This window comes from Rathayibacter sp. PhB179 (assembly GCF_004345345.1).
Lineage (GTDB): Bacteria > Actinomycetota > Actinomycetes > Actinomycetales > Microbacteriaceae > Rathayibacter > Rathayibacter festucae.
The window spans coordinates 122246-149245 of sequence record NZ_SLVD01000002.1 but is presented as its reverse complement, the minus strand read 5'-3'; the positions used below and the strand labels follow the sequence as shown (position 1 = coordinate 149245).

Here is a 27000-nt window from a genome sequence, read left to right as displayed (position 1 = left end):
GTCAGGGCGTCGGAGTGACCGTCGGCGTCGCGGTCGGCGTCGGCGCCGCGAACAGCTCCGGCCAGAGGGCGACCGCCAGCGGGTAGCCCACGAACGACACGATGTCGATGATCGAGTGCGCGATCACCAGCGGAAGCGTGCGCCCGAAGCGCTGGTAGAACAGGCCGAAGACCACGCCCATGATCACGTTGCCGATGAACGGCCCGATGCCCTGGTAGAGGTGGTAGCTGCCCCGGAGCAGGGCGCTCGCGAACAGGATCCTCCACCGCCCCCAGCCGAGGTCGCCGAGGCGCGCGAAGAGGTAGCCGATCATGATCACCTCCTCCTGCACCCCCGCCCGGATCGCCGAGAGCACCAGCACGGGCACCGTCCACCAGTAGGCGTCCAGCGGCGACGCGACCACAGCGACCGTGATCCCGAGCGCCCGCCCGAGCGCGTACAGACCGATGCCGGGTGCGCCGATCGCCACCGCGAGCACGACTCCCGTGCCGAGGTCGGGGAGCGGACGGCGCAGGTCGAGCCCGAGCCGACCGAGCGGACGCCGGCCGCCCTGCCAGAGCAGGAAGACGCAGAGCAGCACCGGCACGAGGTCGAAGAACAGCGCGAGCAGCTGGTAGATCAGGTCGAAGGCGGGCCGGTCGCTGAGCGCCCCGTTGATCGTCGTCGACTGCTGCCCGAGCGAGACCGAGCGGGTGAGCTTGTTGGCGATCGAGACGACGGAGTAGACCGCCGACGCCCCGAGGGAGAGCCCGAGGACCAGGAGGATCTCCGCCCCGATCCGGCCCCGGGACTGTGCGGACGCTGGGGGAGCGGTGGACACGCGGGCCCCTTCCTCGGATTCGCTGGTGTGCGCGGAACGACGCGCAGACGCACGTTTCGTGCGAATCCGCGCAAGGATTCCACCTCCTGGTTACCGCTGTGTAACGGTTTCCTCATCGTTTTGTGGCGATAGGCAGTCGATACATAGTCTCGACAGAGGCATTCGCGCGGTGGCCACCAGTCTCGCGCGCCGACGTCGTCGCCACGCGCACGGCACTCCACGCGTCAGGGAAACCACTTCTCGCGCGCCCCCACACCACTGGAGGAATTGTGAAAATCAGACGTTACGGCCTCGGAGCTCTGGCGCTCGTCGCCGCGAGCACGCTGGTCCTGGCCGGCTGCAGCAGCTCGAACGACTCGGGCGGCGGAGACGCGAGCGGTGACACCGCCGCGATCATCTCCACCAACGGCTCGGAGCCGCAGAACCCGCTGGTCCCGACCAACACCAACGAGGTGGGCGGCGGCAAGATCCTCGACGAGATCTTCGCGGGCCTGGTCTACTACGACGCCGAGGGGGCGCCGAACAACGACGTCGCCGAATCGATCGAGTCGGACGACGCGCAGAACTACACCATCACCATCAAGGACGGCCTGACGTTCACGAACGGCGACCCGGTGACCTCGAGCTCCTTCATCGACGCCTGGAACTACGGCGCGAAGCTCTCGAACAACCAGCTCAGCTCGTCGTTCTTCGCGAACTTCGAGGGCTACAGCGACACCGAGGACAGCGAGCTCACCGGCCTCAAGGCCGTGGACGACACCACCTTCACCGTGGCGCTCAAGTCCCCGCAGTCGGACTTCCCGATCAGCCTCGGCTACTCGGCGTACTACCCGCTGCCCGCCGTCGCGTTCGACGACATGGCCGCGTTCGGCGAGAACCCGATCGGCAACGGCCCGTACAAGCTGGCCGGCGACGACGCGTGGCAGCACGACGTCCAGATCGACCTGGTCAAGAACGAGGACTACTCCGGTCCCCGCGAGGCGCAGAACGGCGGCCTGAAGATCGTCTTCTACGCCACCCAGGACGCGTCCTACGCCGACCTCCTCGGCGGCAACGTCGACGTGGTCGACCAGATCCCGGACTCCGCCTTCGGCACCTTCGAGAGCGACCTCGGCGACCGCGCCGTGAACCAGCCCGCCGCGATCTTCCAGTCCTTCACCATCCCGGAGCGCCTCGCGCACTTCGGCGGTGAGGAGGGCCAGCTGCGCCGTCAGGCCATCTCGATGGCCTTCGACCGCAAGGAGATCACCGACGTGATCTTCGAGGGCACCCGCACCCCCGCCTCCGACTTCACCTCCCCGGTGATCGACGGCTACAGCGACTCCCTCGAGGGCGCCGACGTGCTCGAGTACAACCCCGACGAGGCCAAGGCGCTGTGGGCTCAGGCCGACGCGATCAGCCCCTGGGACGGCACCTTCAAGATCGCCTACAACGCGGACGGCGGCCACCAGGGCTGGGTCGACGCGGTGACCAACTCGATCAAGAACACGCTGGGCATCGAGGCCGAGGGCGACGCCTACCCGACCTTCGCCGAGGCGCGCACCAAGATCGTCGACCGCTCGATCGAGACGGCGTTCCGCACCGGTTGGCAGGCCGACTACCCGAGCCTCTACAACTTCCTCGGACCGCTCTACGTGACCGGCGCCTCGTCGAACGACGGCGACTACACGAACCCCGAGTTCGACGCTCTCGTCGCCTCGGGCCTCTCCGACGCCGACACCGACGCTGCGAACACCACGTTCCAGCAGGCGCAGGAGACCCTCCTCACCGACCTCCCGGCGCTGCCGCTCTGGTACGCGAACGTGACCGGCGGCTACGGCGAGGGCGTGTCGAACGTCGAGTTCGGCTGGAACTCGGTGCCGCTCTACTACGAGATCACCAAGAACTAAGCTCGAACCACTGGGGCGCTTCGCCCGTGCCGCCGGCCACCAGGTCACGGCACGGGCGGAGCGCCCTGTTTCGGTCACAATCGAATGAGGTCCCCATCCATGCGACTCCGGAACCGGCTGGGCTGACATGCTCGCCTACATCGTCCGACGCATCCTGCAAGCCGTCCCCGTGCTCATCGGCACCACGTTCCTCATCTACTTCATGGTCTTCTCCATGCCGGGGAACCCGCTCCTGTCGCTCTTCGGCGACAAGACGCCGAGCCCCGCGCTCCTCGCCCGCCTCGAGGAGCAGTACCACCTGAACGAGCCGTTCATCGTCCAGTACCTGTACTACCTGGGAGGCGTCGTCCGCGGCGACTTCGGCATCTCGTTCTCGGGCCAGTCGGTCAACGAGATCCTCGCCCGCACCTTCCCGGTCACCCTGACCCTCGCGATGATGGCCATCATCATCGAGATCGTCGTGGCGCTGACCATCGGCCTCATCAGCGGACTGCGCAAGGGCAGCTTCTTCGACGCGAGCGCCCTGGTCGTCAGCCTCCTGCTCGTCTCGGTGCCGATCTTCGTGCTCTGCTTCATCGCGCAGTCGTTCTTCGCGATCCAGCTGGGCTGGTTCCCTCCGACGGTCGGTGCCGACGCGTCGTTCCAGAGGCTCCTGCTCCCGGCGATCGTGCTCGCGCTGTTCGTGGTCGCCTCGGCGATCCGCCTGACCCGCGGCTCGGTCATCGAGACCGCCGGCTCGGACTTCGTGCGCACCGCGTACAGCAAGGGACTCTCGCGTCGTCGCGTCATCCCGGTGCACGTCCTGCGCAACTCGCTGATCCCGGTCACCACGCAGTTCGGAGCCGACTTCGGCCTCCTGATCGTCGGTGCCACCGTGACCGAGGGCATCTTCAACGTTCCCGGCGTCGGGAACACGCTCTACCAGGCGATCATCCGAGGGGAGCGACCGACCGTCGTCTCCTTCGTCACGGTCATGGTGCTGTTCTACCTCGTGGTGAACATCCTCGTCGACCTGCTCTACGCCGTACTCGACCCGAGGATCCGCTATGCCAAATGAGTTCTCCGGCGGCGCGCAGAAGGCCCGCCGCATCGACCACTTCGTCGCCCCGCTCGAGGAGACGCCGATCGCGTCCGTCGACGCGGTCAGCCTCGACGAGAAGCCCAGCAACCTCTGGACCGACGCCTGGCGCGACCTGCGCAAGCGCCCGATGTTCTGGATCTCCGGCGTGATGATCGTCGTGATCATCGCGGTCGCCCTGCTCCCCGGCCTGTTCACCTCGGTGGACCCGCGGCAGTGCGCGCTCTCGTTCAGCAACCAGGGCCCGGGCGGCGGCAGCCTGCTCGGCTACACCAAGCAGGGCTGCGACGTCTTCTCACGCATCATCCACGGCACGTCCACGTCGCTGACCGTCGGTCTGATCGTGATCGTCATCACGACCGTCTCCGGCGTCATCGGCGGCGCGCTGGCCGGCTTCTTCGGCGGCTGGGTCGACACCGTGATCATGCGCCTCGGCGACATCTTCTTCTCGATCCCCTACATCCTCGCCGCGGTCGTCATCATGTCGGTCTTCTCGGCCTACCGGAACGTCTTCGTCATCGCCCTGGCGATCGGAGCGTTCGCCTGGCCCACGACGGCGCGCGTGCTGCGCTCCGAGGTCCTCCGCGTCAAGCAGTCCGACTTCGTCGGCGCCGCCACCGCGACGGGCCTGTCCAAGATGGCGATCCTGTTCCGGCACGTGCTGCCGAACTCGATCGCCCCCGTCATCGTCGTCACGACCATCTCGCTCGGCGCGGCCATCACCGCGGAGGCGACGCTGTCGTTCCTCGGCGTCGGCCTGCCCGGCTCGGTGATGTCCTGGGGCAACGACATCAGCCAGGCGCAGCGCGACCTGCGCACCAACCCGCAGACGCTGATCTACCCGTCGATCGCGCTGACGGTGACGGTGCTGAGCTTCATCCTCCTGGGCGAGTCGCTCCGCGACGCGCTCGACCCGAAGGCGAGGGCCCTCCGATGACGTCCACGACACCGAGCACCCCGCAGGGGCCGCTGCTCCAGGTCACCGACCTCGAGGTCGGCTTCCAGACCGGCAGCGGACTGGTCCCCGCACTCCGCGGCGTCAGCCTGACGATCGAGCACGGCCAGACCGTCGCGATCGTCGGCGAGTCCGGCTCCGGCAAGTCGACGACCGCCGCGGCGATCATCGGCCTGCTCCCCGGCACCGGCACGGTCACCGGTGGCTCCGTCCTGTTCGACGGCAAGGACCTCGCGAAGGCGACCAGGACCGAGCTCGAGGACATCCGCGGCCGCCGGATCGGCTACGTGCCGCAGGACCCGATGTCCAACCTCAACCCGGTCTGGTCGGTCGGCTTCCAGGTCGAGGAGACGATCAAGGCCAACGGCCTCGCCTCCGGCCGCAAGGAGGTCCGCGCCAAGGCGATCGAGGTCCTGCAGAACGCCGGGCTCGCGGACGCCGAGAAGCGGCTCAAGCAGTTCCCGCACCAGTTCTCCGGCGGCATGCGCCAGCGGGTGCTGATCGGCATCGGCCTGGCCGCGTCGCCGCAGCTGCTGATCGCGGACGAGCCCACCTCGGCGCTCGACGTGACCGTGCAGCGGCGCATCCTCGACCACCTCGAGACCCTGACGAGGACCGACGGCACCGCGCTGCTCTTCATCACGCACGACCTGGGCCTCGCCGCCGAGCGCGCCGAGAAGCTCATCGTGATGTACAAGGGCCGGATCGTGGAGTCGGGCGCCTCGGTGGAGGTGCTGCAGAACCCGCAGCACCCCTACACGCAGCGCCTGATCGCCGCGGCGCCGAGCCTCGCCTCGCGCCGCATCCAGTCGACCGCCGGCAAGGCCACCGAGGCGGTGCCCGGCGAGTCCGAGGCCGTCCGCGAGGTCGACCTGGTCGGCGCGGCCGGCGCCCATCACGGCGCAGCGACCACCACCGCGCGGCCGATGATCGAGCTCGACGGGCTCACCAAGGTCTTCAAGATCCGCCGCGGCGGGCTGAAGGCCGAGGACTTCACGGCCGTCGACGACGTGTCGTTCTCGATCCCCAAGGGCACCACCACGGCGCTCGTGGGGGAGTCGGGCTCGGGCAAGTCGACGATCGCCCGCCTCGTGCTCGGCCTCGAGACGGCGACGTCCGGCGCGATCTCGATCGACGGCCGTCGCACCGAGAAGCTCCGCGGCAAGGAGATGCTGGCGCTGCGGCGCTCGATGCAGCCGGTGTTCCAGGACCCGTACGGCTCGCTCGACCCGCTGCACAACATCGGCAACACCATCTCGGAGCCGCTGCGGGTGCACAAGGTCGGCGACCGCACCTCGCAGCGCGAGCGCGTGCTCGAGCTGCTCGACCAGGTGTCCCTCCCGCGGGTCATCGCGAGCCGCTACCCGAACGAGCTCTCCGGCGGCCAGCGCCAGCGCGTGGCGATCGCCCGCGCGCTCGCGCTCAAGCCCGAGATCGTGGTGCTCGACGAGGCGGTGTCGGCCCTGGACGTGCTCGTCCAGGCGCAGATCCTCCGCCTCCTGGCCGACCTGCAGGCCGAGCTCGGGCTGACCTACCTGTTCATCACGCACGACCTCGCCGTGGTCCGCGTGATAGCCGACGACGTCTGCGTGATGCAGAAGGGCCGGATCGTCGAGCACGCCTCGACCGACACCGTGTTCGAGTCGCCGCAGCAGGAGTACACCCGCGAGCTGCTCGCCGCCATCCCCGGCGCCGGGATCGAGTTCGCGGTCTAGTCCGCCGGATCCACTCCACGAGGGCCCCGTTCCGGGCCGGCGACACCCGATGTTCATCGGGTCGGCGGCCCGGAACGGGGCCCTCCGCCGTCTCGGCGCGAGCCTGCGGTACGATGGAGGGTCCCCCTTACTGCACGAGAACACGAGACGAGTCCGTTCACATGGCAAGTGCCACCCGCTCCGACCTGCGCAACGTCGCGATCGTCGCCCACGTCGACCATGGCAAGACCACCCTGGTGGACGCCATGCTCAAGCAGACGAACTCCTTCGACGCGCACGCCCACGTGGACGAGCGCGCGATGGACTCGAACGAGCTCGAGCGCGAGAAGGGCATCACGATCCTCGCGAAGAACACCGCTGTGTCCTACAGCGGCAAGCACGCGGTCGACGGCCCCATCACCATCAACGTGATCGACACCCCCGGCCACGCCGACTTCGGCGGCGAGGTCGAGCGCGGCCTGTCGATGGTCGACGGCGTCTGCCTCCTCGTCGACGCGTCGGAGGGTCCCCTCCCGCAGACCCGCTTCGTGCTGCGCAAGGCGCTCGAGGCGAAGCTCCCCGTCATCCTGCTGGTCAACAAGACCGACCGCCCCGATGCTCGCATCGACGAGGTCGTCGCCGAGAGCCAGGACCTCCTCCTCGGCCTCGCCTCCGACATGGCGGACGACGTCCCCGACCTCGACCTCGACGCCATCCTCGACGTCCCCGTCGTCTACGCGTCCGGCAAGGCCGGCCGCGCCTCCGCGAACAAGCCGGAGGACGGCACGCTGCCCGACGCCGAGGACCTCGAGCCGCTGTTCGAGGCGATCCTCAAGCACATCCCCGCGCCGACCTTCGACGACGAGGCGCCCCTCCAGGCCCACGTCACCAACCTCGACGCGTCGCCGTTCCTCGGCCGCCTCGCCCTCCTCCGCGTCTTCAACGGCACGATCAAGAAGGGCCAGACCGTCGCCTGGGTCCACCACGACGGCTCGCACACCAACGCGCGCATCACCGAGCTGCTGATCACCAAGGCGCTCGACCGCTACCCGGCCGAGACCGCGGGCCCCGGCGACATCGTCGCGATCGCGGGCTTCCCCGAGATCACCATCGGCGAGACCATCGCCGACCCGGAGGACATCCGCCCGCTGCCGGCCATCACGGTCGACGACCCGGCGATCTCGATGACCATCGGCACCAACACCTCGCCGCTGGTCGGCAAGGTCAAGGGCCACAAGCTCACCGCGCGCATGGTCAAGGACCGCCTCGACCGCGAGCTCATCGGAAACGTGTCGCTCAAGGTCCTCGACATCGGCCGCCCCGACTCGTGGGAGGTCCAGGGCCGCGGCGAGCTCGCGCTGGCCATCCTCGTCGAGCAGATGCGCCGCGAGGGCTTCGAGCTCACGGTCGGCAAGCCCCAGGTGGTCACCCGTCAGGTCGACGGCAAGGTGCACGAGCCCTTCGAGCACCTCACCATCGATGCTCCGGAGGAGTACCTCGGCGCGATCACCCAGCTCCTCGCCGCCCGCAAGGGCCGCATGGAGAACATGGCGAACCACGGCACCGGCTGGGTCCGCATGGAGTTCATCGTCCCCTCGCGCGGCCTGATCGGCTTCCGCACCGAGTTCCTCACCACGACCCGCGGCACCGGCATCGCGAACGCGATCCTGCACGGCTACGAGCCGTGGGCCGGCGCCATCGTCACCCGCAACAACGGTTCGATCGTCGCCGACCGCACCGGCGTCGTGACGCCGTTCGCGATCATCGCGCTCCAGGAGCGGATGACCTTCTTCGTGAACCCCACCGAGGAGGTCTACGAGGGCATGGTCATCGGCGAGAACTCGCGCAACGACGACATGGACGTGAACATCACCAAGGAGAAGAAGCTGACCAACATGCGTCAGTCCACCTCCGACACGTTCGAGTCGATGACGCCCTCGCGCCAGCTGACGCTCGAGGAGTGCCTCGAGTTCGCCCGCGAGGACGAGTGCGTCGAGGTCACCCCCGAGATCGTGCGCATCCGCAAGGTCGAGCTGGACGCGAACGCCCGCGCCCGCGCGACCAGCCGCCTCAAGAAGCAGGCCTGATCCCCGGGCGCCCCTGAGGCGCCCGCCACGACGAACGACCGGCCGGAGCCCGCTCCGCCGGTCGTTCGTCGTTCCGGCCCTTCATGCTGGTCGAGTAGCCGCGGAACGCGGCGTATCGAGACCCGGGTCCTGCAGAGCGTTGGTCTCGATACGCCCTCTCCGAGGGCTACTCGACCAGCATGGAGCGCAGCGCCGTCGCAGACGGCTCGGCCGGCGTGGAGTGCACCGCCGTCGTCTGCTGCTCGGCCGGCCTCCCGCGGGGCCCGCTTCATGCTGGTCGAGTAGCCGCGCAGCGGCGTATCGAGACCGAGGTCCGGCAGAGGGTGGGTCTCGATACGCCCTCTGCGAGGGCTGCTCGACCAGCATGGGCTGCAGCATGCTGGTCGAGTAGCCGCGCAGCGGCGTATCGAGACCCGGCCGTCAGCCCGCCGGCGTCGGCGTCGGAGTCGCGCCCTCGGCCTCGAGCGTGGCCGTGATGAAGGCGACGAACGCGTCGGCGTCGTCCGGCTTCCCGGTGTACTGCTCGCCGTTGACGAGCACGGTCGGCGTCGAGCTCAGCTTCGCGACCGAGGAGTTCGCCAGGGTCCCGCTCGTCGCCCGCTTCGTGGCCGCCGCCACCCACGGCCGGAACTCGCCGCTCGTGATGCAGGCCAGCACGTCGTCGTCCGTCACGCCCGCCCCGGTCACCAGCGCCCGCAGCTCGTCGTCGCTCAGCCCGGTCGTCCCCTCCGCCGGCTGCTTCGCGAACAGCGCCTCGTGCACGGCGAGGAAGCGGTCCGGGTCCTCGTCCGCCACGCAGGCCGCCGCGTTCGCGGCCCGGCTCGAGTACTCCGACCCCGCCGAGGAGGAGTCGAGGATCGCGACCGGATGGATCTCGAGCGTGATCGCCCCCTGCGTCAGCCACGACTGCAGATTGTCCATGTTCGCCGTCTCGAACTGCCCGCAGTACGGGCAGAGGTAGTCCACGTACAGGTCGACGGTGACGACGCCGCCCGCACGCGTGGCGTCCTCGTCGGTCGGCACCGGCTCCTCTCCCGCCTCGAGGGGGGCGGTCGTCACCGGAGTGACTGCCGACTCCGCCCCCGCGAGCACGATCCCGTCGCTCAGCATGTTCGCCGGACCGGTGCTGGCGATCTCCTGTTGCGACCAGACGTTCCACGCGACGAGCGCCACGACGGCGAGCACGCCGACCACCGCACCGCTCTGCCCGAGCACCCGGTTCCGCCGCTTCCGGCGCCGCTCCTGCTCGCGCCTCTCCTTCGCCTCGAGGCGGGCGAGCTCCTGGCGCTCGCGCTTGGTCGGCTGGTTCTTCGCACTGTTCCCGGACATCGTCGTCGACGCTAGGGAGCCGACCTTGCCGCACTCGGAGAGGCAGCCGCCGACGACCTGTGCCGGCATGGAGATTCCCTCAGGAACGCTGCCGGATCAGGCGAACAGCCCCGAGCCCACGAAGTCGCCCTCGTCGCGCACCCCCGGCGGAACAGCGAAGACCGCGGAGCCGACGTGCTTGATGTACTCGTTGAGCGCATCGGTCGCGAGGTTCCTCTGCACGGTGATGAACTGCTCCGGCGACCGCTGGAACGAGAGGAAGAACAGCCCCGCGTTCAGTCGTCCGAGCTCGTCGTTGCCGTCGACGAAGTTGTAGCCGCGGCGCAGCAGCCGGACGCCGTTGTTCACGGTCGGGTGCGCGAGCCGCACGTGCGACTCCTTGTCGACCAGCGGCACGCCGGTCGCGCCGGCCGCCTCGAAGTCGGGCTCGGTGAACTCGCCGCCGCCGGAGAGCGGGGCGCCGGAGCCCTTGCTCCGGCCGATCACGCGCTCCTGCTCGCCGAGCTGGCTGCGATCCCAGGTCTCGATGATCATCCGGATCTTGCGTGCGACGAGGTAGCTGCCGCCCGCTAGCCAGGCCGGGCCGTCCGCGTCCTGCACCCAGACGTGCTCCTGCACGGCGTCCGGCTCCTCGGACTTGATGTTGGCGGTGCCGTCCTTGAAGCCGAAGAGGTTCCGCGGAGTCGCCTGCGCCGTCGAGGTGGAGGAGGTGCGGCCGAAGCCGAGCTGCGACCAGCGCAGCGACGCGCGGCCGAAGGCGATGCGGCTGAGGTTGCGGATCGCGTGCACCGCGACCTGCGGGTCGTCGGCGCAGGCCTGGATGCAGAGGTCCCCACCGCCCGCGGTCGGCACCAGCGCGTCGCCGCGGAACCGCGGGAGCTCCGCGAGCTCGGCCGGCCGACGGTCGGCGAGGCCGAAGCGGTCGGCACCCGACTCGTCGGTGAACAGCGTCGGTCCGAAGCCGAAGGTCAGCGTGAGCGAGGACGCGTCGAGGCCGAGCGCCTCGCCGGTGTCGTCCGGCGGCGCCGTGTCCGGGCCGCCGACGGCGCCCTCCTCGCTGACGTCGAGCCCCTGCGTGAGACGGGCGGCCGCGAGGGTCCAGTCCTGCAGCAGCTCGATCAGGTCGTCGCGGGTCGCCGTGGAGGCCAGGTCGAACGCCGCGAAGTGCAGCCGGTCCTGCGCGGCCGTGGTGATGCCGGCCTGGTTCGCGCCGTGGAACGGCACGACGCGCGTCGCGGCGGAGGAGGCGCTCGCGCTGGTCGCCGAGGTGACGGCGACGGTGCCGCCGATCCCCGCCGCGAGGCCCGCGGTCCCCGCCGAGACGAGGCCGAGCAGCCCGCGCCGCGAGAGGCGGCGGGGCTGCTCGTCGGGTCGGCCCGACTCGTCGGCGGGGCCGGCGGCGTTCTGCTCGGGCTCCACTACTCCGCGGGCTCCTCGACGCCGAGCACCGTGTGGGTCAGCTGCGAGAGCGGCTCGGACAGGGCGTTGACCTGGTCCGAGAGCTCCTTCTTCTGCTCGTCGGTGACGCTCGAGTAGGCGACGAAGCCCGAGTCGATCGAGCCGTACTGGGCGAGCATCGCGTCGAGCTCGGCGAAGCGCTGGCCGATCTCGGCGGTGAGCGCGGCGCCGTCGTCACCGGTGGCGGTCGCGATCGGCTCGACGTTGCCGAAGGCCACCTCCGCGCCCTGCACGTTCGCGGCGAAGTCGGTCAGGTCGGTGCCCGACCACCAGTCCTCCTCGCCGGTGATCTTGCCCGCGGCGACCTCGTCCAGCAGGCCGATCGCGCCGTTCGAGATGTCGCCGACCGAGACGGTGAAATCGGGCGCGGCGACGAGGTCGTAGAGGTCCTGCACGTCGGAGACGAGCCCGTCGGCGAAGGCCGTCCGCTGCTCGGGAGTGGAGGGCGCCCAGTCGAGCCAGGCGCTCGTCCCGTCGGAGTTCAGCGCGTCGGCGGCGGGGACCCAGAGGTCCTTCTCGATGCGGTGGAAGCCGGTCCAGTCCAGGCCCTCGGCGACGGCGTCGACCTCGCGGTAGTCGATCTTCGGGTCGAGGTCGCCGAACGCCTCGGCGGTCGGCTCGATGCGCTCGTAGAAGACGCGGGTCGCGGCGAAGAGGCTGCGCGCCTTCTCATCGTCGCCGGCCGCGTACGCGTCGGCGAAGGCCGTCACGGCGGGCAGCAGCTCGCCCGACTGCGACTGCACGTAGGAGACGTAGTTGGTGACGGCGGCCTCGGTCGCGGCCTGCTCGTCGGCCGACTGCTCGGTCGCCTCGCCGGTCACGGTGAACTCCGCGAGCCCGACGGGAGCGCCGACCTGCTGGAACTTGCAGGCCGTGTAGTAGGTGCCGGGCTCGAGCTGGGCGACGTAGGAGACGCTCTGACCCGGAGTGACGTTCTCCTTCTCGCCCACGATGCGCAGCTTGTCCTCGGCGAGGATCTCGAACTCGTTGACGTCCGATCCGGTGTTCTCGAGCGCGAAGGTGACCGCGCCCGCCTCGGCCGTGGCGGCGGACACCGCGCAGGCGCCGTCGTCGATCGCGACGTCGAGGGCCGCGGCGGAGGAGGCGGCCGGGGTGTTCGGCACGCAGCCGGTGAGGAGCAGGGCGAGAGCGCCGGCGCCGGCGAGGCCGGTGGCGACGCGGGGGAGGCGGGGTCGAGTGCGCGGGGGCATGGTTCTCCTGGTGGTGGGAGGTCGTCCCGGCGGTGCCGGGGCGGGATCAGACGGAGGTGGCGACGGGAGCGGCGACCGGGGCCGCGCTGCCCCGTCGCGGCCGGCGGGAGCGGACCTGGCGGACGAAGAGGGACCCGACGACCACGAGGTAGAGCAGCCAGGCGGAGAACTGCAGTGCCGTCGGCTCGGGCGTGTAGTTGAAGAGTCCGCCGAGGACCGCGGCGACCGTGGCCGGCAGGATCGGGCCGAGGTCGAACAGCGGAGTGCCCCAGCCGGGCAGCAGTGCCGCCTCCTGCAGGTCGCCGACGCCGTAGAGCAGCACCCCGGCCGCGACGACGATGAGGAAGCCGCCGGTCCAGGTGAAGAAGCGGCCGAGATCGATCCGGACGAAGCCGCGGAAGATCAGGTAGGAGGCGACGACCGCGCTGAGGATGCCGAGGAACGCGCCGATCGTGCCGACCCAGGCGTTGGAGGCGGAGGAGGCGCTGCTCGAGGAGACGCTCGCCCAGACGAACAGGGCGGTCTCGATCCCCTCGCGGCCGACGCTGACGAAGCCGAGCACGACGATCCCGAGGGCGGAGCCGCTGACCGCCGCGTCCAGCTTGGACTCGAGCTCGCCCTTGAGGCTGCGGGCGTTCGCACCCATCCAGAAGATCATCCAGGTGACGAGGCCGACGGCGAGCAGCGAGAGGCCGCCGCCGAGGAGCTCCTGCGCGGTGAAGCTGAGCCCGTAGGGACCCCAGGTGAGGATCGCGCCGGTGACGAGCGAGAGGACGACCGCGGCGGCGATGCCCGTCCAGAGCCGGGGGAGCACGTCGCGCCGCTGCAGCTTGGTCAGGTAGGCGACGAGGATGCCGACGACGAGCCCGGCTTCGAGGCCTTCACGGAGGCCGATGAGGTAGTTTGCGAGCACGTGTGTTCTCTTCGTCGTCTGCACGGGAGGACGGTGCGAAGCCCACCCCCGGGCCGCATCCTCAGGTAAGCCTTGCCTAACCCGTGGACGACTGTAGTGGCCATCCGGTCCCGTGTCCACACAGGACGCCGGGCGCGCGATGTGCGGCGCCGAGCGGCCGGTCCGAGGCGCCTCGAGCGGGGCCAGGCGGCGGAACGAGAGCACAGGACGGACGAGAGGCGGAGAGTGGACGCGAGTCGAGACGGCGCAGGCGAGCGGGTCGTGGCGGTGCACGCCCATCCCGACGACGAGACCATCACGATGGGCGGGACCCTCGCGCGACTCGTCGCGGACGGCGCCGCGGTCACCGTCGTCACCGCGACGCGCGGCGAGTGCGGCGAGGTCATCCCGGCCGATCTCGCGCACCTCGAGGGCTCGGACGAGCTCGCCGCGCACCGCACCACCGAGCTGGTCGTCGCCCTGACCGCCCTCGGCGTGGCCGATCACCGCTTCCTCGGCGATCCGGCCGCCCGCGCCGCCGGCCTCGCCCCGCGGGTCTACCGCGACTCCGGCATGCAGTGGGGCCCGGGTCGCGTTCCCGTCCCGCTCGAGCCCGTCGACCCGCGCTCCTTCACCTCCGCGCCGGAGGAGGAGGCGATCGCCGACCTCGTCGCCGTCCTCCTGCAGACCGGCGCGACCCTCGTGCTCTCCTACGACGTCGGCGGCGGCTACGGCCATCCCGACCACATCCGCGCCGCCCTGATCGCCTCGACGGCCGCCGAGCGGCTCGGACTGCGCTACCTGGCCGTCCTGCCCGACGCCGTCCCCGAGCAGCCCGGCGACGTCGCGATCGAGCTCGACGACACCGACTACGCCCGCAAGCGCGCGGCGCTCGAGGCGCACCGCACGCAGCTCGTCGTCGACGGCGACGAGCTGCGGCTCTCGAGCGGCCCGCCGTTCCCGATCGGCCGCCTCGAGCGCTTCCGCCCCGAGGGTGCGCCGAGGCCGCCGGAGCCGGTCGCCGAGGAGCGGCCCGATCTCGGCACCCGCATCGTCTCGGGTCTGCTCTCGGTGCTGACCGGCGCGGTGGTCGGCGTGATCACGACCGTCGCGCACCAGAGCACCGTGACCGTCGGCGACGCGGAGCTCCCGGTCGGCCTCGCCGTGTCGCTGGCCGCCGTGCTGCTCCTGCTGCTCGGACTCCGTCTCGTGATGGTGGACCGCTTCGTCGCCTTCTGCACCGCGATGGGCCTGCTCGGCGCGATCGGGCTGCTGGCGCTGCGCAGCACCGGCGGCTCGGTCCTCGTGCCGGCCAACGGCCTCGGCGTGGTCTGGACCTTCGCCCCCGCGCTGATCGCCCTCGTGGTGATCGCCTGGCCGCGGGTCCGCCCGCCGTCCCGCCCCGCTCCGGCGGAACCGGCGGCCGACAGCACCGCCCCGCCGCTCCCCGTACGATAGAGAACACTGTTCGAAGGGAGGTCCACGACCGTGACCTACGTGATCGCACTTCCGTGCGTCGATGTCAAAGACCGCGCCTGCATCGACGAATGCCCGGTCGACTGCATCTACGAAGGCGAGCGCTCGCTCTACATCCACCCCGACGAGTGCGTCGACTGCGGGGCGTGCGAGCCGGTGTGCCCCGTCGAGGCCATCTACTACGAGGACGACCTCCCCGAGGAGTGGTCCGACTACTACAAGGCCAACGTCGAGTTCTTCGACGAGATCGGCTCGCCCGGCGGCGCCGCGAAGGTCGGAGTGATCGCGAAGGACCACCCGGTCATCGCCGTCCTCCCGCCGCAGAGCCACTGAGCGCGCGTCCGTGGCACTCGGACCGCTGCCGGACTACCCCTGGGACCTGATGGGTCCCGCCACCCGGGTCGCCTCCGCGCACCCCGGCGGCCTCGTCGACCTCTCGATCGGCTCGCCGGTCGACCCGACGCCCGAGCCGATCCGCGCGGCGCTCGCCCGGGCGACGGACGCGCACGCCTACCCGACCACGGTCGGCACTCCCGCCCTGCGCGAGGCGATCGCCGCCTGGTACGCCCGGCGCCGGGGCGTCCCGGGGCTCGGCCTCGACGAGGTGCTGCCGACGATCGGCTCGAAGGAGCTCGTCGCCTGGCTGCCGTTCCTCCTCGGTCTCGGCGAGGGCGACGTCGTCGTCCACCCGCGCGCCGCGTACCCCACCTATGCGATGGGCGCCGCGATCGCCGGAGCCTCGGTGCTCGCCTCCGACGACCCCGACGAGTGGCCGGCCGAGACGCGCCTCGTCTGGCTGAACTCGCCCGGCAACCCCGACGGCGCCGTGCTCGACGTCGACGCGCTGAGGCGCGCGGTGGAGCGCGCGCGCGAGCTGGGCGCCGTCGTCGCGGGCGACGAGTGCTACGCCGAGCTCGGCTGGGACGGCCGCTGGGCCGACGAGCCGATCCCGAGCGTCCTCGACCCCCGAGTGGCGGGCGAGGACCGCCTGGGCGTGCTCGGCGTCTACTCCCTCAGCAAGCAGTCGAACCTGGCCGGCTACCGGGCCGCCTTCGTCGCGGGCGACCGCGAGCTGATCGCGCGGCTCGTCACCGTCCGCAAGCACGCCGGGATGATCGTCCCCGCACCGCTGCAGGAGGCGATGGTCGTCGCTCTCGCCGACGACGGGCACGTGGCGGAGCAGAAGGAGCGCTACCGCTCCCGTCGCGACCTCCTGCGCCCGGCGCTCGAAGCCGCGGGCTTCCGCGTCGACCGCAGCGAGGCCGGCCTCTACCTCTGGGCGACCGAGGGGCGACCCGCCTGGGAGTCGATCGACCGGCTCGCTCGCCTGGGGATCCTCGCCGGCCCCGGCGTCTTCTACGGCGACCACTTCACCGAGCACGTCCGCCTCTCGCTGACGGCCACCGACGAGCGGATCGCGGCCGCCGCCGAGCGGCTGGCGGGCGGTCTCTGACCCTCGGCTCACCGCGATCCTGAAGGATCCCCACAACGGACGGGGGCGAGCACTGGGCGGTGTCACAGTGCCGCCGCTTTGCCCATAGGCTGTATGGGGTTCGGTCAGCGTCGCCACAAACGGCCCTGGTTCCGGACAGTTCCAGCCCCCGGCGCCGCCCGCTCCGCGCGAGCGCACCCGGGTGCGACCGATGACCTGGGAGGCGTTGTGACCGAATCCGGCACGCAGAGCGACGGAACCGCGACGGTGGAGACACCCGAGCCCGCCACGGAGAGTGCGCCGGCCGCGGCCGAGGTCCTGCCCGAGAAGGTGACGCTCACGTTCGGTGATCGCACCGCGGAGTTCCCGGTCCTGCGCAGCGTCGACGGCTCCTCGAGCATCGACTTCTCGACCCTGTCGAAGCAGACCGGTCTGATGTCGCTCGACTACGGCTTCGTCAACACGGCCGCCACCAAGTCGAGCATCACCTACATCGACGGGGACGAGGGGATCCTGCGCTACCGCGGCTACCCGATCGAGGAGGTCGCGACGAACGCGACGTACCTCGAGGTGGCCTGGCTGCTGATCTACGGCGAGCTGCCCACCGCGGACGAGCTCGCCGGCTTCGACGACCGCATCCGCCGGCACACGCTGCTGCACGAGGACCTCAAGCGCTTCTTCGACGCGCTGCCGCACAGCGCGCACCCGATGTCGGTCCTCTCGGCCGGTGTCTCGGCGCTGTCGACCTACTACGAGGACAGCTCGAACCCGAAGGACCCGGAGGCGGTCGAGCTGACCACCATCCGCCTGCTCGCGAAGCTGCCGGTGATGGCGGCCTACGCGCACAAGAAGGCGATCGGCCAGGCGTTCCTCTACCCGGACAACTCGCTGAGCTTCGTCGACAACTTCCTCCGCCTGAACTTCGGCACCATGGCCGAGCCGTTCGAGGTGGACCCGGTGCTCTCGAAGGCGCTCGATCGCCTTCTGATCCTGCACGAGGACCACGAGCAGAACGCGTCGACCTCCACCGTCCGCCTGGTCGGCTCGACCGAGGCGAACCTCTACGCGTCGGTCTCGGCCGGCATCAACGCCCTGTTCGGCCCGCTGCACGGCGGCGCGAACGAGGCCGTGCTGACGATGCTCGGCCGCATCCGCGAGTCCGGCGAGAGCGTCCAGACCTTCGTCGAGCGGGTGAAGAACAAGGAGGAGGGCGTCCGCCTGATGGGCTTCGGCCACCGGGTGTACAAGAACTACGACCCGCGCGCGAAGCTCGTCAAGGAGAGCGCGTCCGAGGTGCTGCAGGCGCTCGGCGTCAAGGACCCGCTGCTCGACATCGCGATGGAGCTCGAGGCCCTCGCCCTGGAGGACGACTACTTCAAGGAGCGCCGCCTCTACCCGAACGTCGACTTCTACACCGGCGTCATCTACAAGGCGATGGGCTTCCCGACCCGGATGTTCACCGTCCTGTTCGCCATCGGCCGCCTGCCCGGCTGGATCGCGCACTGGCGCGAGATGAACACCGACAAGCAGACCAAGATCGGCCGCCCCCAGCAGCTCTACACGGGAGCCCCCGAGCGCCACTGGCCCACCGGCCGCTGACCCGGCCCGAGGAGCCCGTCGGCGGGTGGGTCTCGATACGCCGCGTGCCGCGGCTACTCGACCAGCATGTTTCGCCCTGCTGGTCGAGCAGGCTGCGCAGCTGGCCCACCATGCTGGTCGAGTGGCCCGCGCAGCGGGCGTATCGAGACCCGACGTCTGCAGAGGGGTGGGTCTCGCTATGCCGCGTTCCGCGGCTACTCGACGAGCACGTGCCTCGCCCCCGCGTCAGGCGTGCAGGGCCGTGTTCAGCTCGATGCCGGCGCCGGTGCGGGGGAGCACCTCGACCGCGCCCGTGAGCGAGTTGCGGCGGAAGAGCAGGTTCGGCACTCCCGACAGCTCGACGGCCTTGACCGTCTGCGGACGCCCGTCGGCACGGGGGGCGCCGCCCACCACGACGACCTTCGTGCCCGCCGTGACGTAGAGCCCGGCCTCGACGACGGTGTCGTCGCCGATCGAGATGCCGATGCCCGAGTTCGCGCCGAGCAGCGCCCGCGCGCCGATCGACACGCGCTGCACGCCACCGCCGGAGAGCGTCCCCATGATCGAGGCGCCGCCGCCGATGTCCGAGCCGTCGCCGACGACGACGCCCTGTGAGATGCGGCCCTCGACCATCGAGCTGCCGAGCGTCCCGGCGTTGAAGTTGACGAACCCCTCGTGCATGACCGTCGTCCCGGGAGCGAGGTGCGCGCCCAGGCGCACCCGCGACGTGTCCGCGATGCGCACCTTCGCCGGCGTGACGTAGTCCGTCAGTCGCGGGAACTTGTCGATCCCTGCGGCCTGGATCCCGTGGCGCCGCAGCGACGGACGCAGCCGGGTGAACGAGTCCGGCGCGACCGGCCCGGCGTTCGTCCACACGACGTTCGGCAGGTGCGCGAAGATCCCGTCGAGGTTCACGGTGTTCGGCTGGACGAGCAGGTGCGAGAGCAGGTGCAGCCGCAGGTACGCGTCCGAAGTTGACGCCGGCGCGCTCTGCAGGTCGATCTGCAGCGTCACCACGTCGATCCGCACCTCGCGCCGCGGGTCCTCACCGGCGAGGGCCTCGAACTCCGCCGGCACGATCCACGGGTCGCGGCCCGCGGGGATCGTGCCCAGCCGCGGCTCCGGGAACCAGGTGTCGAGGACGGTGCCGTCCGAGGCGATCGTCGCCAGCCCGTAGCCCCAGGCGGAGGCGGGCGCGGGCACGGCGGAGTCAGCGGTGTTCTGGAGGCTCATGTCGCCCAGGGTAGCGCGCACGATCCGGCCGGTACCCTGGGGCGCATGGCCGTACCGACCTCCGCCCCGGCGCCCGTCGCGCCCCTCGATCTGGGCTCCGATCCGATCGCGCTGACCCGCGTGCTCTGCGACATCCCCTCCGTCTCCGGCGATGAGCTGGCGCTGGCTGACGCGGTGCAGCTCGCCCTCGAGCAGTACCCGCACCTCGAGGTGCTCCGCGACGGCCACACCGTGGTCGCCCGGACGAACCTCGGGCGCGAGCAGCGCGTCGTCATCGCCGGCCACCTCGACACGGTCCCGATCAACGACAACCTCCCCGTGCGCGCGGAGACGATCGACGGCGTCGAGCACCTCGTCGGCCGCGGCACCACCGACATGAAGGCCGGCGTCGCCGTCCAGCTGGTCCTCGCCGCCGAGCTGACCGATCCGGTCGTCGACGTCACCTGGATCTGGTACGACAACGAGGAGGTCGCCTCCGACCTCAACGGCCTCGGCCGCCTCTCCCGCCACCGCCCGGACGTCTTCGCCGCCGACTTCGCCGTGCTCGGCGAGCCGACCAGGGGCGAGGTCGAGGGCGGCTGCAACGGCACCCTCCGCGTCGACGTGACGACGCACGGCCGCCGCGCGCACTCCGCCCGGAGCTGGGTCGGCGAGAACGCGATCCACGCCGCCGCCCCGATCCTGGACCGCCTCGCCGCCTACGAGCCGCGCGAGGTCGAGGTCGAGGGCCTCGTCTACCGCGAGGGCGTCAACGCGGTCCGCATCAGCGGGGGAGTGGCGGGCAACGTGATCCCCGACCTCTGCACGGTGCACGTCAACTACCGCTTCGCGCCGAACCGCACCGGCGAGGAGGCGGTCGCCCACCTCCGGGAGCTGTTCGAGGGCTTCGAGGTCGATGTCGTCGATCTGGCCGAGGGCGCGCGCCCCGGGCTCGACGCTCCGCTCGCGCAGGCCTTCATCGCCGCGGTCGGCGCCGAGGCGAAGCCCAAGTACGGCTGGACCGACGTCGCCCGCTTCTCCGCGATGGGCATTCCCGCGGTGAACTACGGCCCCGGCGACCCGCTCAAGGCGCACGCCGACGACGAGCACGTCGCCGTGCACGAGATCACCGCCTGCACCGAGGGCCTCCGCCGCTGGCTGCGCGGCTCCGCGTGAGCGCCGTCCTCACCGGGCTCCAGGTCCGCCGTCGCGCGCAGCTGCGCCTCGTCCCCTGGTGGGCGCGCGTCCTCGCGGTCTTCGTCCTCACCCGCATCGTGACGACCGTGATCATGCTGCAGTTCGCCGCGAATCAGCAGGCGAACTCGTGGACCGGCCCGTCGCCGGCCTACGTCGACTTCGCGACGATGTGGGACGGCCGCTGGTACGAGATCATCGCGACCGCCGGCTATCCGACCGAGCTGCCCGTGACCGACGCGGGTGAGATCGGCGAGAACGCGTGGGCGTTCATGCCGCTCTACCCGGTCGTCGTGCGCCTGCTGATGGTGCTGACCGGCCTCGGCTGGGCCACCGCCGGTGTCGCCGTCTCGGTGATCTGCGCGGCCGTCGCCTGCCTGGTGCTCTACCGGCTGATGCGGCACTCGCTGAGCGAGTCGCAGTCCCTCGTCGCCGTCCTCTTCTTCTGCGTCGCGCCGACCTCGCCGATGCTGCAGATCGCCTACGCCGAGTCGATGGCGATGATGCTGACCGCGATCGTGCTGCTGCTGCTCGTCCGGCGCCGGTACGCCTGGGTCTTCCCGGTCGTGCTCGCGCTCGGGCTGACGCGCCCGAGCGGGCTGGCCTTCGCCGCGGCGATGGGCCTCTACGTCGTCTACCGGTTCGTCCGGCGCGCGAAGGAGCCGTTCCCGCGGGCCGACGCCGTCCCCGCCGTCGCGCTGACGGTCTGGGGCCTCGTCGTCGGCTTCCTCTGGCCCGCGGTGGCATGGGCGGTCACCGGGTCGCCGACGGCCTACACCGACACCGAGCTGGCCTGGCGAGCCTCCTACATCGGCTACCAGGAGCTGTTCCCCTTCACCTCCTGGTTCCAGGGCGGCGCGTGGTGGGGCGGCTGGTGGTTCGGCGCGCCGATGGTCGGCATCGCGCTGGTCGTCGTCCTCGTGCTGCTGTTCGTCGGCATCCTCGCGTCGCCCTGGACGCGGCGGCTGGACCTCTTCAGCCGCGCGTGGATCGCGGGCTACGGCGTCTACCTCTTCGCCTTCTTCTTCCCGCAGTCGAGCACGTTCCGCCTGCTGGGCCCGATGTTCCCGCTGGTCGGAGCGCTCGCGGTGCCGCGCTCGCCCCTGTTCCGGAGCGCGCTGGTGCTCGTCTCGATCGCCGGCCAGATCGGCTGGATCACCATCGGCTGGGCCGTCGACGGCTACGACTGGACACCGCCGTGATCGACGCCGTGTTTCCGCGGAAGGCCGCCGATTTCGTCCCTGGCGCGGATGCACGATAATAGACGGATACGTCACGAAAGGGGAACTCTATGGCGGCCATGAAGCCGAGGACCGGAGACGGACCGATGGAGGCTGTTAAGGAGGGGCGACTCATCGTCGTGCGCGTTCCGCTCGAAGGCGGCGGACGCCTCGTCGTCTCAGTCAACGATGCAGAGGCGAAAGAACTCCACGACGCTCTCGCGTCGGTGGTGACTCCAGCCTGACCCACCAGCACCGTCGAGAACGCCCGCCGCATCCGATGCGACGGGCGTTCCCTCGTTCCCGGGGTCGGGCCCGTGCTACGCGCGGCGCTTGTTCGCCTGCAGCAGCCCGTCGCCGATCGGCGACAGCACGCTGACCACGGCCGGCGAGCCGCAGACCTCGGCGACCAGCGTCCGGAAGGCGGAGGCGATCTCGTCGCGCTGCGCGGGGTTGGAGACCCGGCCGCGCCAGAGAGCGTGCGGCACGAGCACGGTGCCGCCGACGCGGACGAGGCGCAGCGCGTGCTCGACGTTCTCGATGACCTGCAGCGGATCGCCGTCGACGAAGACGATGTCGTAGGAGTTCTCGTTCATCCGGGGGAGCACCTCGAGAGCGCGTCCCGGGATCAGGCGCAGGCGGTTCGGCGAGATTCCGGCCTCGTGGAACTGAGCGCGGGCGTGCTGCTGGTGCACCGCCTCCGAGTCGATCGAGGTGAGCATGGCCTCCGGGGCGCCGTCGAGCAGCCAGAGTCCGCTCACGCCGGTGCCGGTTCCGATCTCGATGATCGACGTCGCCCGGGCTGCCGCCGCGACGAGCGCGGACTGCGCGCCGATCGAGGGCGCGATCGCGTCGATGCCCAGCTCGACGGCGAGCCGGCGGGCGGAGGCGATCGCCTCGGGCTCGACGACGGCGTCCTCGGCGTACTTCCAGTTGGCATCCTTGTCGGACACGGGCGGGCTCCTCTGGTGGGGGTCGCGGCGGGCGGATCGCGCCTGCGCATCGCCAGGGTACGGGGGTCCGTGCGGTCGTCGGCGCAGGCGCGGCGGACTAGGGTGGTCCCGTGTTCGGTTTGACGTTCGACAAGCTCCTCATCATCGGAGTCATCGCCGTCTTCGTGCTGGGCCCTGACCGCCTCCCCTACTACGCCTCGCAGCTCGCTGCGCTGGTGCGGAAGGTCCGCGGATTCGCCACGCAGGCGCGCGAGCGCGTGAAGGACGAGATGGGCGACGAGTTCGACGAGGTCGACTGGCGCAAGCTCGATCCGCGGCAGTACGACCCGCGGCGCATCATTCGCGACGCCCTGCTCGAGGACGAGCCGGCCCCCACGGTCAAGCCGCCCTCCGCGGTCTCCGCGCCCGTCACCGCGGGCGGCGGCGCCTCGACGGCGGACAGCTACTACACGACGATGAAGCGGTCGGCCGGAGCCGGCGAGCTCTCGACGGTGGCGCCCCCGCCCATCGACCTCGAAGCCACCTGACGCGCGCCGTCGGCCGAAGTGCTGACGACAGTGGGTCTCGATACGCCCCTGCGGGGCTACTCGACCAACATGATCGCGGCAGGTCCGCCGGATACTGCGGGTCGAGCTGCCCGCGCAGCGGGCCCCTCTTGCTGGTCGAGTAGGCCGCGCAGCGGCCGTATCGAGACCCGCTCAGGCCGGGGCCTGCGGCGAAGGCCTCAGCCGACCGACATCGGGAGGCGGCGGCCCGTCAGACCGCGCGGACGCGAGGCGAGGGTCCGGGCCAGCTCCGTGATCGCGACGGCGGCCGGGTCCTCCGGGTCGCCGATGACGACCGGAAGCCCGTCGTCGCCGCCCGCGCGCAGCGCCACGCTGATCGGCAGCGAGGCGAGCAGCGGCACGTCCTCACCGCTCGCGCTGAGCCGGCGGGCCACCTCGGCCCCGCCGCCGCTGCCGAAGAGCTCGAGCACGGACCCGTCGGGTTGCGGCAGCCCGGACATGTTCTCGACCACGCCGACGATCCGCTGCCCCGACTGCCGGGCGAGCGCACCGCTGCGCTCCGCCACATCGGCGGCAGCCGGCTGCGGAGTCGTCACGATCAGCACCTCCGCGTGCGGCAGGAGCTGGCCGATCGAGATCGCGACGTCGCCCGTGCCCGGGGGCAGGTCGAGCAGCAGCACGTCCAGGTCGCCGAAGTACACGTCGGTGAGGAACTGCGAGATGGTGCGGTGCAGCATCGGTCCCCGCCAGGAGACGGCCGCTCCGCGGGTGTCGCCCTCGAGGAACATCCCGATCGAGATCACCTTCACGCCGTGCGCGACCGGGGGGAGCATCAGCTCGCCGACCCGCGTCGGGCCGTCCACGCGGCCGTCGTGCATCAGTCCGAGCAGCCCCGGGATGGAGAAGCCGTGCACGTCGGCGTCGACCAGCCCGACCGCGAGCCCGCGCCGGGCCAGGGCCACCGCCAGATTCGCGGTGACGGTCGACTTGCCGACCCCGCCCTTGCCGCTGGTCACCGCGTAGACCCGCGTCAGCGAGTCCGGGCCGAACGGCATCTCGCGCCGCCCGCCGCGCAGCCGCTCGGTCAGAGCCGTGCGCTGCGCCGGCGTCATCACGCCGACCTCGACCCGCACCGCGGCGGAGCCCGCCGCAGACTCCGCCGCCGCGCGGACATCGCGCTCGATCGCGGACGCGGCCGGGCAGCCGACGATCGTCAGCCGGATGGCGACGGTCACCGCGCCGTCCTCGCCCACCGTCACCGCGTCGACCATGTCGAGCTCGGTGATGGGCTTCCGGATCTCGGGATCGATGACCCGCGCGAGCGCCGCGAGCACCGCGCTCTCGAGAGCGGCGGGATCCGCCGGACCCGTCACGGCGACGTCAGGCATCGCGCCGCTCGCTCGCGATCGACTCCGCCCGGTCCTTCTCGAGCTCCTCGACGAGGCTGCGCAGCTCGGAGCGGATGAAGTCCTTGCTCGCCATGTCGCGGATCGCCAGGCGGAGCGCGACGACCTCGCGGGCCAGGTACTCCGTGTCGGCGAGGTTGCGCTCGGCGCGCTGGCGGTCCTGCTCGATCTGCACGCGGTCGCGGTCGTCCTGGCGGTTCTGCGCGAGCAGCAGCAGGGGCGCCGCGTAGGAGGCCTGCAGGGACAGGATCAGCGTGAGCACCGTGAAGCCCAGGGCCTGGGAGTCGAAGCGCGACTCCTCGGGGCCGTAGGTGTTGAACAGCAGCCAGAACACGCAGAAGATCGTCATGCCGACGAGGAACCACGGCGTGCCCATGCCGCGGGCGAAGGATTCGGTCAGGCGGCCGAAGCGGTCGCTGCTCTGCCGGTTGCGCCGGGGGAGCACCCGCGTGCGCAGGCCCTTCGGGGCGTCGAGCCGTCGATCCTGCTTGGTGTCCCTAGCCACGCGCACCCCTCCGTCCTCGTCGTCCTGCCCTGAACCTGCTGGTCGCCGCCGCGGGCGGCGCGATCGGTATGCCCTGGGTCGTCGTGCTCACCGGCACGCGCGGTTCGTCGTCGCCGTCGTGGCTGCGCCAGTCGTCGGGGAGGAGGTAGTCGAGCACGTCGTCGATCGTGACGACGCCGACCAGGCGGTGCGACTCGTCCACGACCGGCACCGAGACGAGGTTGTAGCTCGCGAGGATGCGGGCGACCTCGGCTGCGGAGGTGTCGGGCGTGATCGGGTCCAGGCTCTGGTCGAGCAGGGTGCCGAGGCGCTCGTGCGGCGGGTAGCGGAGCATCCGCTGGAAGTGCACCATGCCGAGGAAGCGGCCGGTCGGCGGCTCGTAGGGCGGCAGGGTGACGCAGACTGCGGCGCCGAGCGCCGGGGCCAGCTCGTGTCGGCGGATCATCGCGAGGCCCTCGGCGACGGTCGCCTCGGACGAGACGATGATCGGCTCGGTCGTCATCAGTCCACCGGCCGACTCGGGAGCGTAGGAGAGGAGCATGCGGACGTCGTCCGCCTCCTCCGGCTCCATCAGCTCGAGGAGCGCCTCGCCGCGCTCGTCCGAGAGCTGCGCGATCAGGTCGGCCGCGTCGTCCGGCTGCATCTGGTCGAGGACGTCGGCCGCGCGGTCGTCGTCGAGCCGGCCGAGGATCTCGACCTGCTCGCTCTCGGGCATCTCCTCGAGGACGTCGGCGAGCCGGTCGTCGGAGAGCTCGCCCGCGACCTCGAGCATCCGCTGCTGCGGCAGGTCGAGAAGCGTGCTGGCGAGGTCGGCGGGCTTGAGCTCGGAGAGGCTCGCCACGTACTGCTCGGCCGACTGCGCCTCGGTGGACACGCTCTCGCGGACCTCGCGCCAGCCGGCGAAGGTCGTCGCGCCCTTCGCGAAGGGGGAGGGGCTGGTCTTGGGGCGGCGGACGAAGAGCTGCGCGAGCTCCCACTCGCCCGGCCCGACCTCCTCGATCGCGACGTCCTCGACGATCGCGTCGCCCGAGCCGTCGACGAAGGTCATCCTCCGGCCGAGCAGCTCGGCGATGACGCGGACCTCGCCGCCGCGCTGCTCGAAGCGGCGCACGTTGATCAGACCGGTCGTGATGATCTGCCCGCTGCCGATGCTGGTGACCCGTCCGATCGAGACGAACACCCGGCGACGGCCGGGGATCTCGACGACGAGGCCGACCACGCGCGGCGCGTCGTTCTGACGGTGCACGAGCAGCACGTCTCGGACCTTGCCGACGCGATCGCCCGCCGGGTCGAAGACGCTGCAGCCGGCCAAGCGCGCTACGAAGACTCTGGCGGAACTCACGGCTACCAACCTAGACCCGGGCGCCCCTGCGGAAGCCGAGCGCGAGGTCCAGCGCTCCCACCGTGCGCTCGGGAAGCTCCCGATCCGTGTCCAGAATGCTCCAAGTCCTCTGTGACAGTCTGAGCGAGTGACTCAGCAGATGCCCATGAACAACCGCCGGGGCGCCGCCTCCCCGACGATCCCGCGCGGCGAGATCCTCGCTACCTTCGACACCTACGAGAAGGCGCAGCAGGCCGTCGACGTCCTCGCCCGGGCCGACTTCCCGGTCAAGCAGCTGGCCATCCTCGGCAACGACCTCAAGAGCGTCGAGCGCGTCACCGGCAAGCTCACCTGGGGCCGCGTCGCCCTGGCCGGCGCCGCCTCGGGCGCCTGGCTCGGTGTCTTCCTCGGCCTGCTGCTGATCATCTTCTCGCCGGCCACCGAGTTCTCCTTCCTGATCGCGGCCGTGCTGCTCGGTGCCGGATTCGGCATGCTCTTCGGCCTCGCCTCCTACGCGGTCAACCGCCGCCGCCGCGACTTCACCTCGACGATGCAGGTCATCGCCACCAGCTACTCGGTGATCGTCGACCCCGAGGTGGTGAACCGCGCGCGCAACCTGCTCGACGGCACCCCCGCCGAGTCGGAGGCGCCGGTCTGGTCGCCGCCGCCCGCGAACGCGGAGCCCGTGCCGATCCGTCCGGAGGACGAACGGCGCTGACCCCCCTCGAAGGCCCCCGGAGCGATCCGGGGGCCTTCGTCGCGTCCGTGCCGTAGCGACCGGGCG

Annotated in this window: 24 protein-coding genes; 14 read left to right on the top strand and 10 right to left on the bottom strand. The window is 71.0% G+C overall.

Annotated elements, in window-relative coordinates:
- Nucleotide 1: 1 nt before the first annotated feature.
- The gene (locus EDF43_RS04440; RefSeq protein WP_132435782.1) at nt 2–820 is read right to left on the bottom strand and encodes a CPBP family intramembrane glutamic endopeptidase; all 819 of its coding nucleotides are present in this window, start codon (nt 818–820) and stop codon (nt 2–4) included.
- A 269-nt stretch (nt 821–1089) separates the two neighbouring features.
- Here EDF43_RS04440 and EDF43_RS04435 point away from each other — a divergent pair, with 269 nt between their 5' ends.
- The 5 genes from EDF43_RS04435 to typA all read left to right on the top strand — a co-directional run bounded on the left by EDF43_RS04435 (nt 1090) and on the right by typA (nt 8523).
- Nucleotides 1090–2709: an ABC transporter substrate-binding protein gene (locus EDF43_RS04435; RefSeq protein ID WP_123735315.1), complete on the top strand. Its 1620-nt coding sequence runs from the start codon at nt 1090–1092 to the stop codon at nt 2707–2709.
- Nucleotides 2710–2836: 127 nt separating this feature from the next.
- Nucleotides 2837–3766, top strand: coding sequence for an ABC transporter permease (locus EDF43_RS04430; protein WP_123445445.1), 930 nt, complete (start codon nt 2837–2839; stop codon nt 3764–3766).
- Nucleotides 3756–4724 carry an ABC transporter permease gene (locus EDF43_RS04425; RefSeq protein ID WP_123445446.1) on the top strand — a complete coding sequence of 323 codons (969 nt, stop codon included), beginning with the start codon at nt 3756–3758 and terminating at the stop codon, nt 4722–4724. The genes EDF43_RS04430 and EDF43_RS04425 overlap by 11 nt, the downstream gene beginning before the upstream one ends.
- Nucleotides 4721–6457 carry an ABC transporter ATP-binding protein gene (locus EDF43_RS04420; RefSeq protein ID WP_123445447.1) on the top strand — a complete coding sequence of 579 codons (1737 nt, stop codon included), beginning with the start codon at nt 4721–4723 and terminating at the stop codon, nt 6455–6457. The genes EDF43_RS04425 and EDF43_RS04420 overlap by 4 nt, the downstream gene beginning before the upstream one ends.
- A gap of 161 nt (nt 6458–6618) precedes the next feature.
- Complete coding sequence (gene typA / locus EDF43_RS04415) at nt 6619–8523, top strand: translational GTPase TypA (RefSeq protein WP_123445448.1); 1905 nt, start codon at nt 6619–6621, stop codon at nt 8521–8523.
- A 420-nt stretch (nt 8524–8943) separates the two neighbouring features.
- On the opposite strand, the gene EDF43_RS04410 is transcribed toward typA, so the two are convergent.
- Genes EDF43_RS04410 through efeU form a run of 4 tightly spaced genes read right to left on the bottom strand, consistent with a single transcriptional unit; the run spans nt 8944 to nt 13434 of the window.
- Nucleotides 8944–9921 carry a thioredoxin domain-containing protein gene (locus EDF43_RS04410; protein WP_132435781.1) on the bottom strand — a complete coding sequence of 326 codons (978 nt, stop codon included), beginning with the start codon at nt 9919–9921 and terminating at the stop codon, nt 8944–8946.
- 27 nt (nt 9922–9948) lie between these two features.
- On the bottom strand, nt 9949–11271 hold the full coding sequence (efeB, locus tag EDF43_RS04405; protein ID WP_132435780.1) for an iron uptake transporter deferrochelatase/peroxidase subunit: 1323 nt from the start codon (nt 11269–11271) through the stop codon (nt 9949–9951).
- Nucleotides 11271–12521, bottom strand: coding sequence for an iron uptake system protein EfeO (efeO, locus tag EDF43_RS04400; protein WP_132435779.1), 1251 nt, complete (start codon nt 12519–12521; stop codon nt 11271–11273). The genes efeB and efeO overlap by 1 nt, the downstream gene beginning before the upstream one ends.
- Nucleotides 12522–12567: 46 nt before the next feature.
- Nucleotides 12568–13434 carry an iron uptake transporter permease EfeU gene (efeU, locus tag EDF43_RS04395; RefSeq protein ID WP_123445452.1) on the bottom strand — a complete coding sequence of 289 codons (867 nt, stop codon included), beginning with the start codon at nt 13432–13434 and terminating at the stop codon, nt 12568–12570.
- Nucleotides 13435–13659: 225 nt separating this feature from the next.
- Between efeU and EDF43_RS04390 the strand changes: the two genes are divergently transcribed.
- The 4 genes from EDF43_RS04390 to EDF43_RS04375 all read left to right on the top strand — a co-directional run bounded on the left by EDF43_RS04390 (nt 13660) and on the right by EDF43_RS04375 (nt 17920).
- Entirely contained in the window at nt 13660–14871 is a 1212-nt protein-coding gene (locus EDF43_RS04390) for a PIG-L family deacetylase (protein ID WP_132435778.1), read from the top strand.
- A gap of 30 nt (nt 14872–14901) precedes the next feature.
- On the top strand, nt 14902–15222 hold the full coding sequence (gene fdxA / locus EDF43_RS04385) for a ferredoxin (RefSeq protein WP_085475430.1): 321 nt from the start codon (nt 14902–14904) through the stop codon (nt 15220–15222).
- A gap of 10 nt (nt 15223–15232) precedes the next feature.
- The gene (gene dapC, locus EDF43_RS04380; RefSeq protein WP_132435777.1) at nt 15233–16342 is read left to right on the top strand and encodes a succinyldiaminopimelate transaminase; all 1110 of its coding nucleotides are present in this window, start codon (nt 15233–15235) and stop codon (nt 16340–16342) included.
- A gap of 297 nt (nt 16343–16639) precedes the next feature.
- Nucleotides 16640–17920: a citrate synthase gene (locus EDF43_RS04375; RefSeq protein ID WP_123735615.1), complete on the top strand. Its 1281-nt coding sequence runs from the start codon at nt 16640–16642 to the stop codon at nt 17918–17920.
- A 225-nt stretch (nt 17921–18145) separates the two neighbouring features.
- On the opposite strand, the gene dapD is transcribed toward EDF43_RS04375, so the two are convergent.
- A complete protein-coding gene (gene dapD / locus EDF43_RS04370) occupies nt 18146–19132 on the bottom strand; it encodes a 2,3,4,5-tetrahydropyridine-2,6-dicarboxylate N-succinyltransferase (RefSeq protein ID WP_123735323.1) in 987 nt (328 codons plus the stop codon).
- 45 nt (nt 19133–19177) lie between these two features.
- Between dapD and dapE the strand changes: the two genes are divergently transcribed.
- From dapE to EDF43_RS04355, 3 genes are all read left to right on the top strand, one after another.
- Entirely contained in the window at nt 19178–20287 is a 1110-nt protein-coding gene (gene dapE / locus EDF43_RS04365) for a succinyl-diaminopimelate desuccinylase (protein WP_132435776.1), read from the top strand.
- Nucleotides 20284–21507, top strand: a complete 1224-nt coding sequence (locus EDF43_RS04360; protein ID WP_243646228.1) for a hypothetical protein — start codon at nt 20284–20286, stop codon at nt 21505–21507. The genes dapE and EDF43_RS04360 overlap by 4 nt, the downstream gene beginning before the upstream one ends.
- An 89-nt stretch (nt 21508–21596) precedes the next feature.
- Nucleotides 21597–21770: a DUF3117 domain-containing protein gene (locus EDF43_RS04355; RefSeq protein WP_077221916.1), complete on the top strand. Its 174-nt coding sequence runs from the start codon at nt 21597–21599 to the stop codon at nt 21768–21770.
- A 75-nt stretch (nt 21771–21845) separates the two neighbouring features.
- On the opposite strand, the gene EDF43_RS04350 is transcribed toward EDF43_RS04355, so the two are convergent.
- Complete coding sequence (locus tag EDF43_RS04350; protein ID WP_123702830.1) at nt 21846–22478, bottom strand: class I SAM-dependent methyltransferase; 633 nt, start codon at nt 22476–22478, stop codon at nt 21846–21848.
- A 110-nt stretch (nt 22479–22588) separates the two neighbouring features.
- Here EDF43_RS04350 and EDF43_RS04345 point away from each other — a divergent pair, with 110 nt between their 5' ends.
- Complete coding sequence (locus EDF43_RS04345; RefSeq protein WP_123445460.1) at nt 22589–23005, top strand: Sec-independent protein translocase TatB; 417 nt, start codon at nt 22589–22591, stop codon at nt 23003–23005.
- A 197-nt stretch (nt 23006–23202) separates the two neighbouring features.
- Here the strand turns inward: EDF43_RS04345 and EDF43_RS04340 are convergent, their stop codons facing one another.
- From EDF43_RS04340 to EDF43_RS04330, 3 genes are read right to left on the bottom strand one after another with little or no spacing between them, the layout of a single operon-like run.
- A complete protein-coding gene (locus EDF43_RS04340; RefSeq protein ID WP_132435775.1) occupies nt 23203–24372 on the bottom strand; it encodes an Mrp/NBP35 family ATP-binding protein in 1170 nt (389 codons plus the stop codon).
- Nucleotides 24365–24895 carry a DUF1003 domain-containing protein gene (locus EDF43_RS04335; protein ID WP_123445981.1) on the bottom strand — a complete coding sequence of 177 codons (531 nt, stop codon included), beginning with the start codon at nt 24893–24895 and terminating at the stop codon, nt 24365–24367. Before EDF43_RS04335 ends, EDF43_RS04340 begins: the two co-directional genes overlap by 8 nt.
- Nucleotides 24888–26237 (bottom strand): CBS domain-containing protein, encoded by a 1350-nt coding sequence (locus EDF43_RS04330; protein WP_123735327.1) that lies wholly within the window; start codon nt 26235–26237, stop codon nt 24888–24890. The genes EDF43_RS04335 and EDF43_RS04330 overlap by 8 nt, the downstream gene beginning before the upstream one ends.
- Before the next feature lie 145 nt (nt 26238–26382).
- Here EDF43_RS04330 and EDF43_RS04325 point away from each other — a divergent pair, with 145 nt between their 5' ends.
- A complete protein-coding gene (locus EDF43_RS04325) occupies nt 26383–26934 on the top strand; it encodes a general stress protein (protein WP_207901626.1) in 552 nt (183 codons plus the stop codon).
- Nucleotides 26935–27000: the final 66 nt, after the last annotated feature.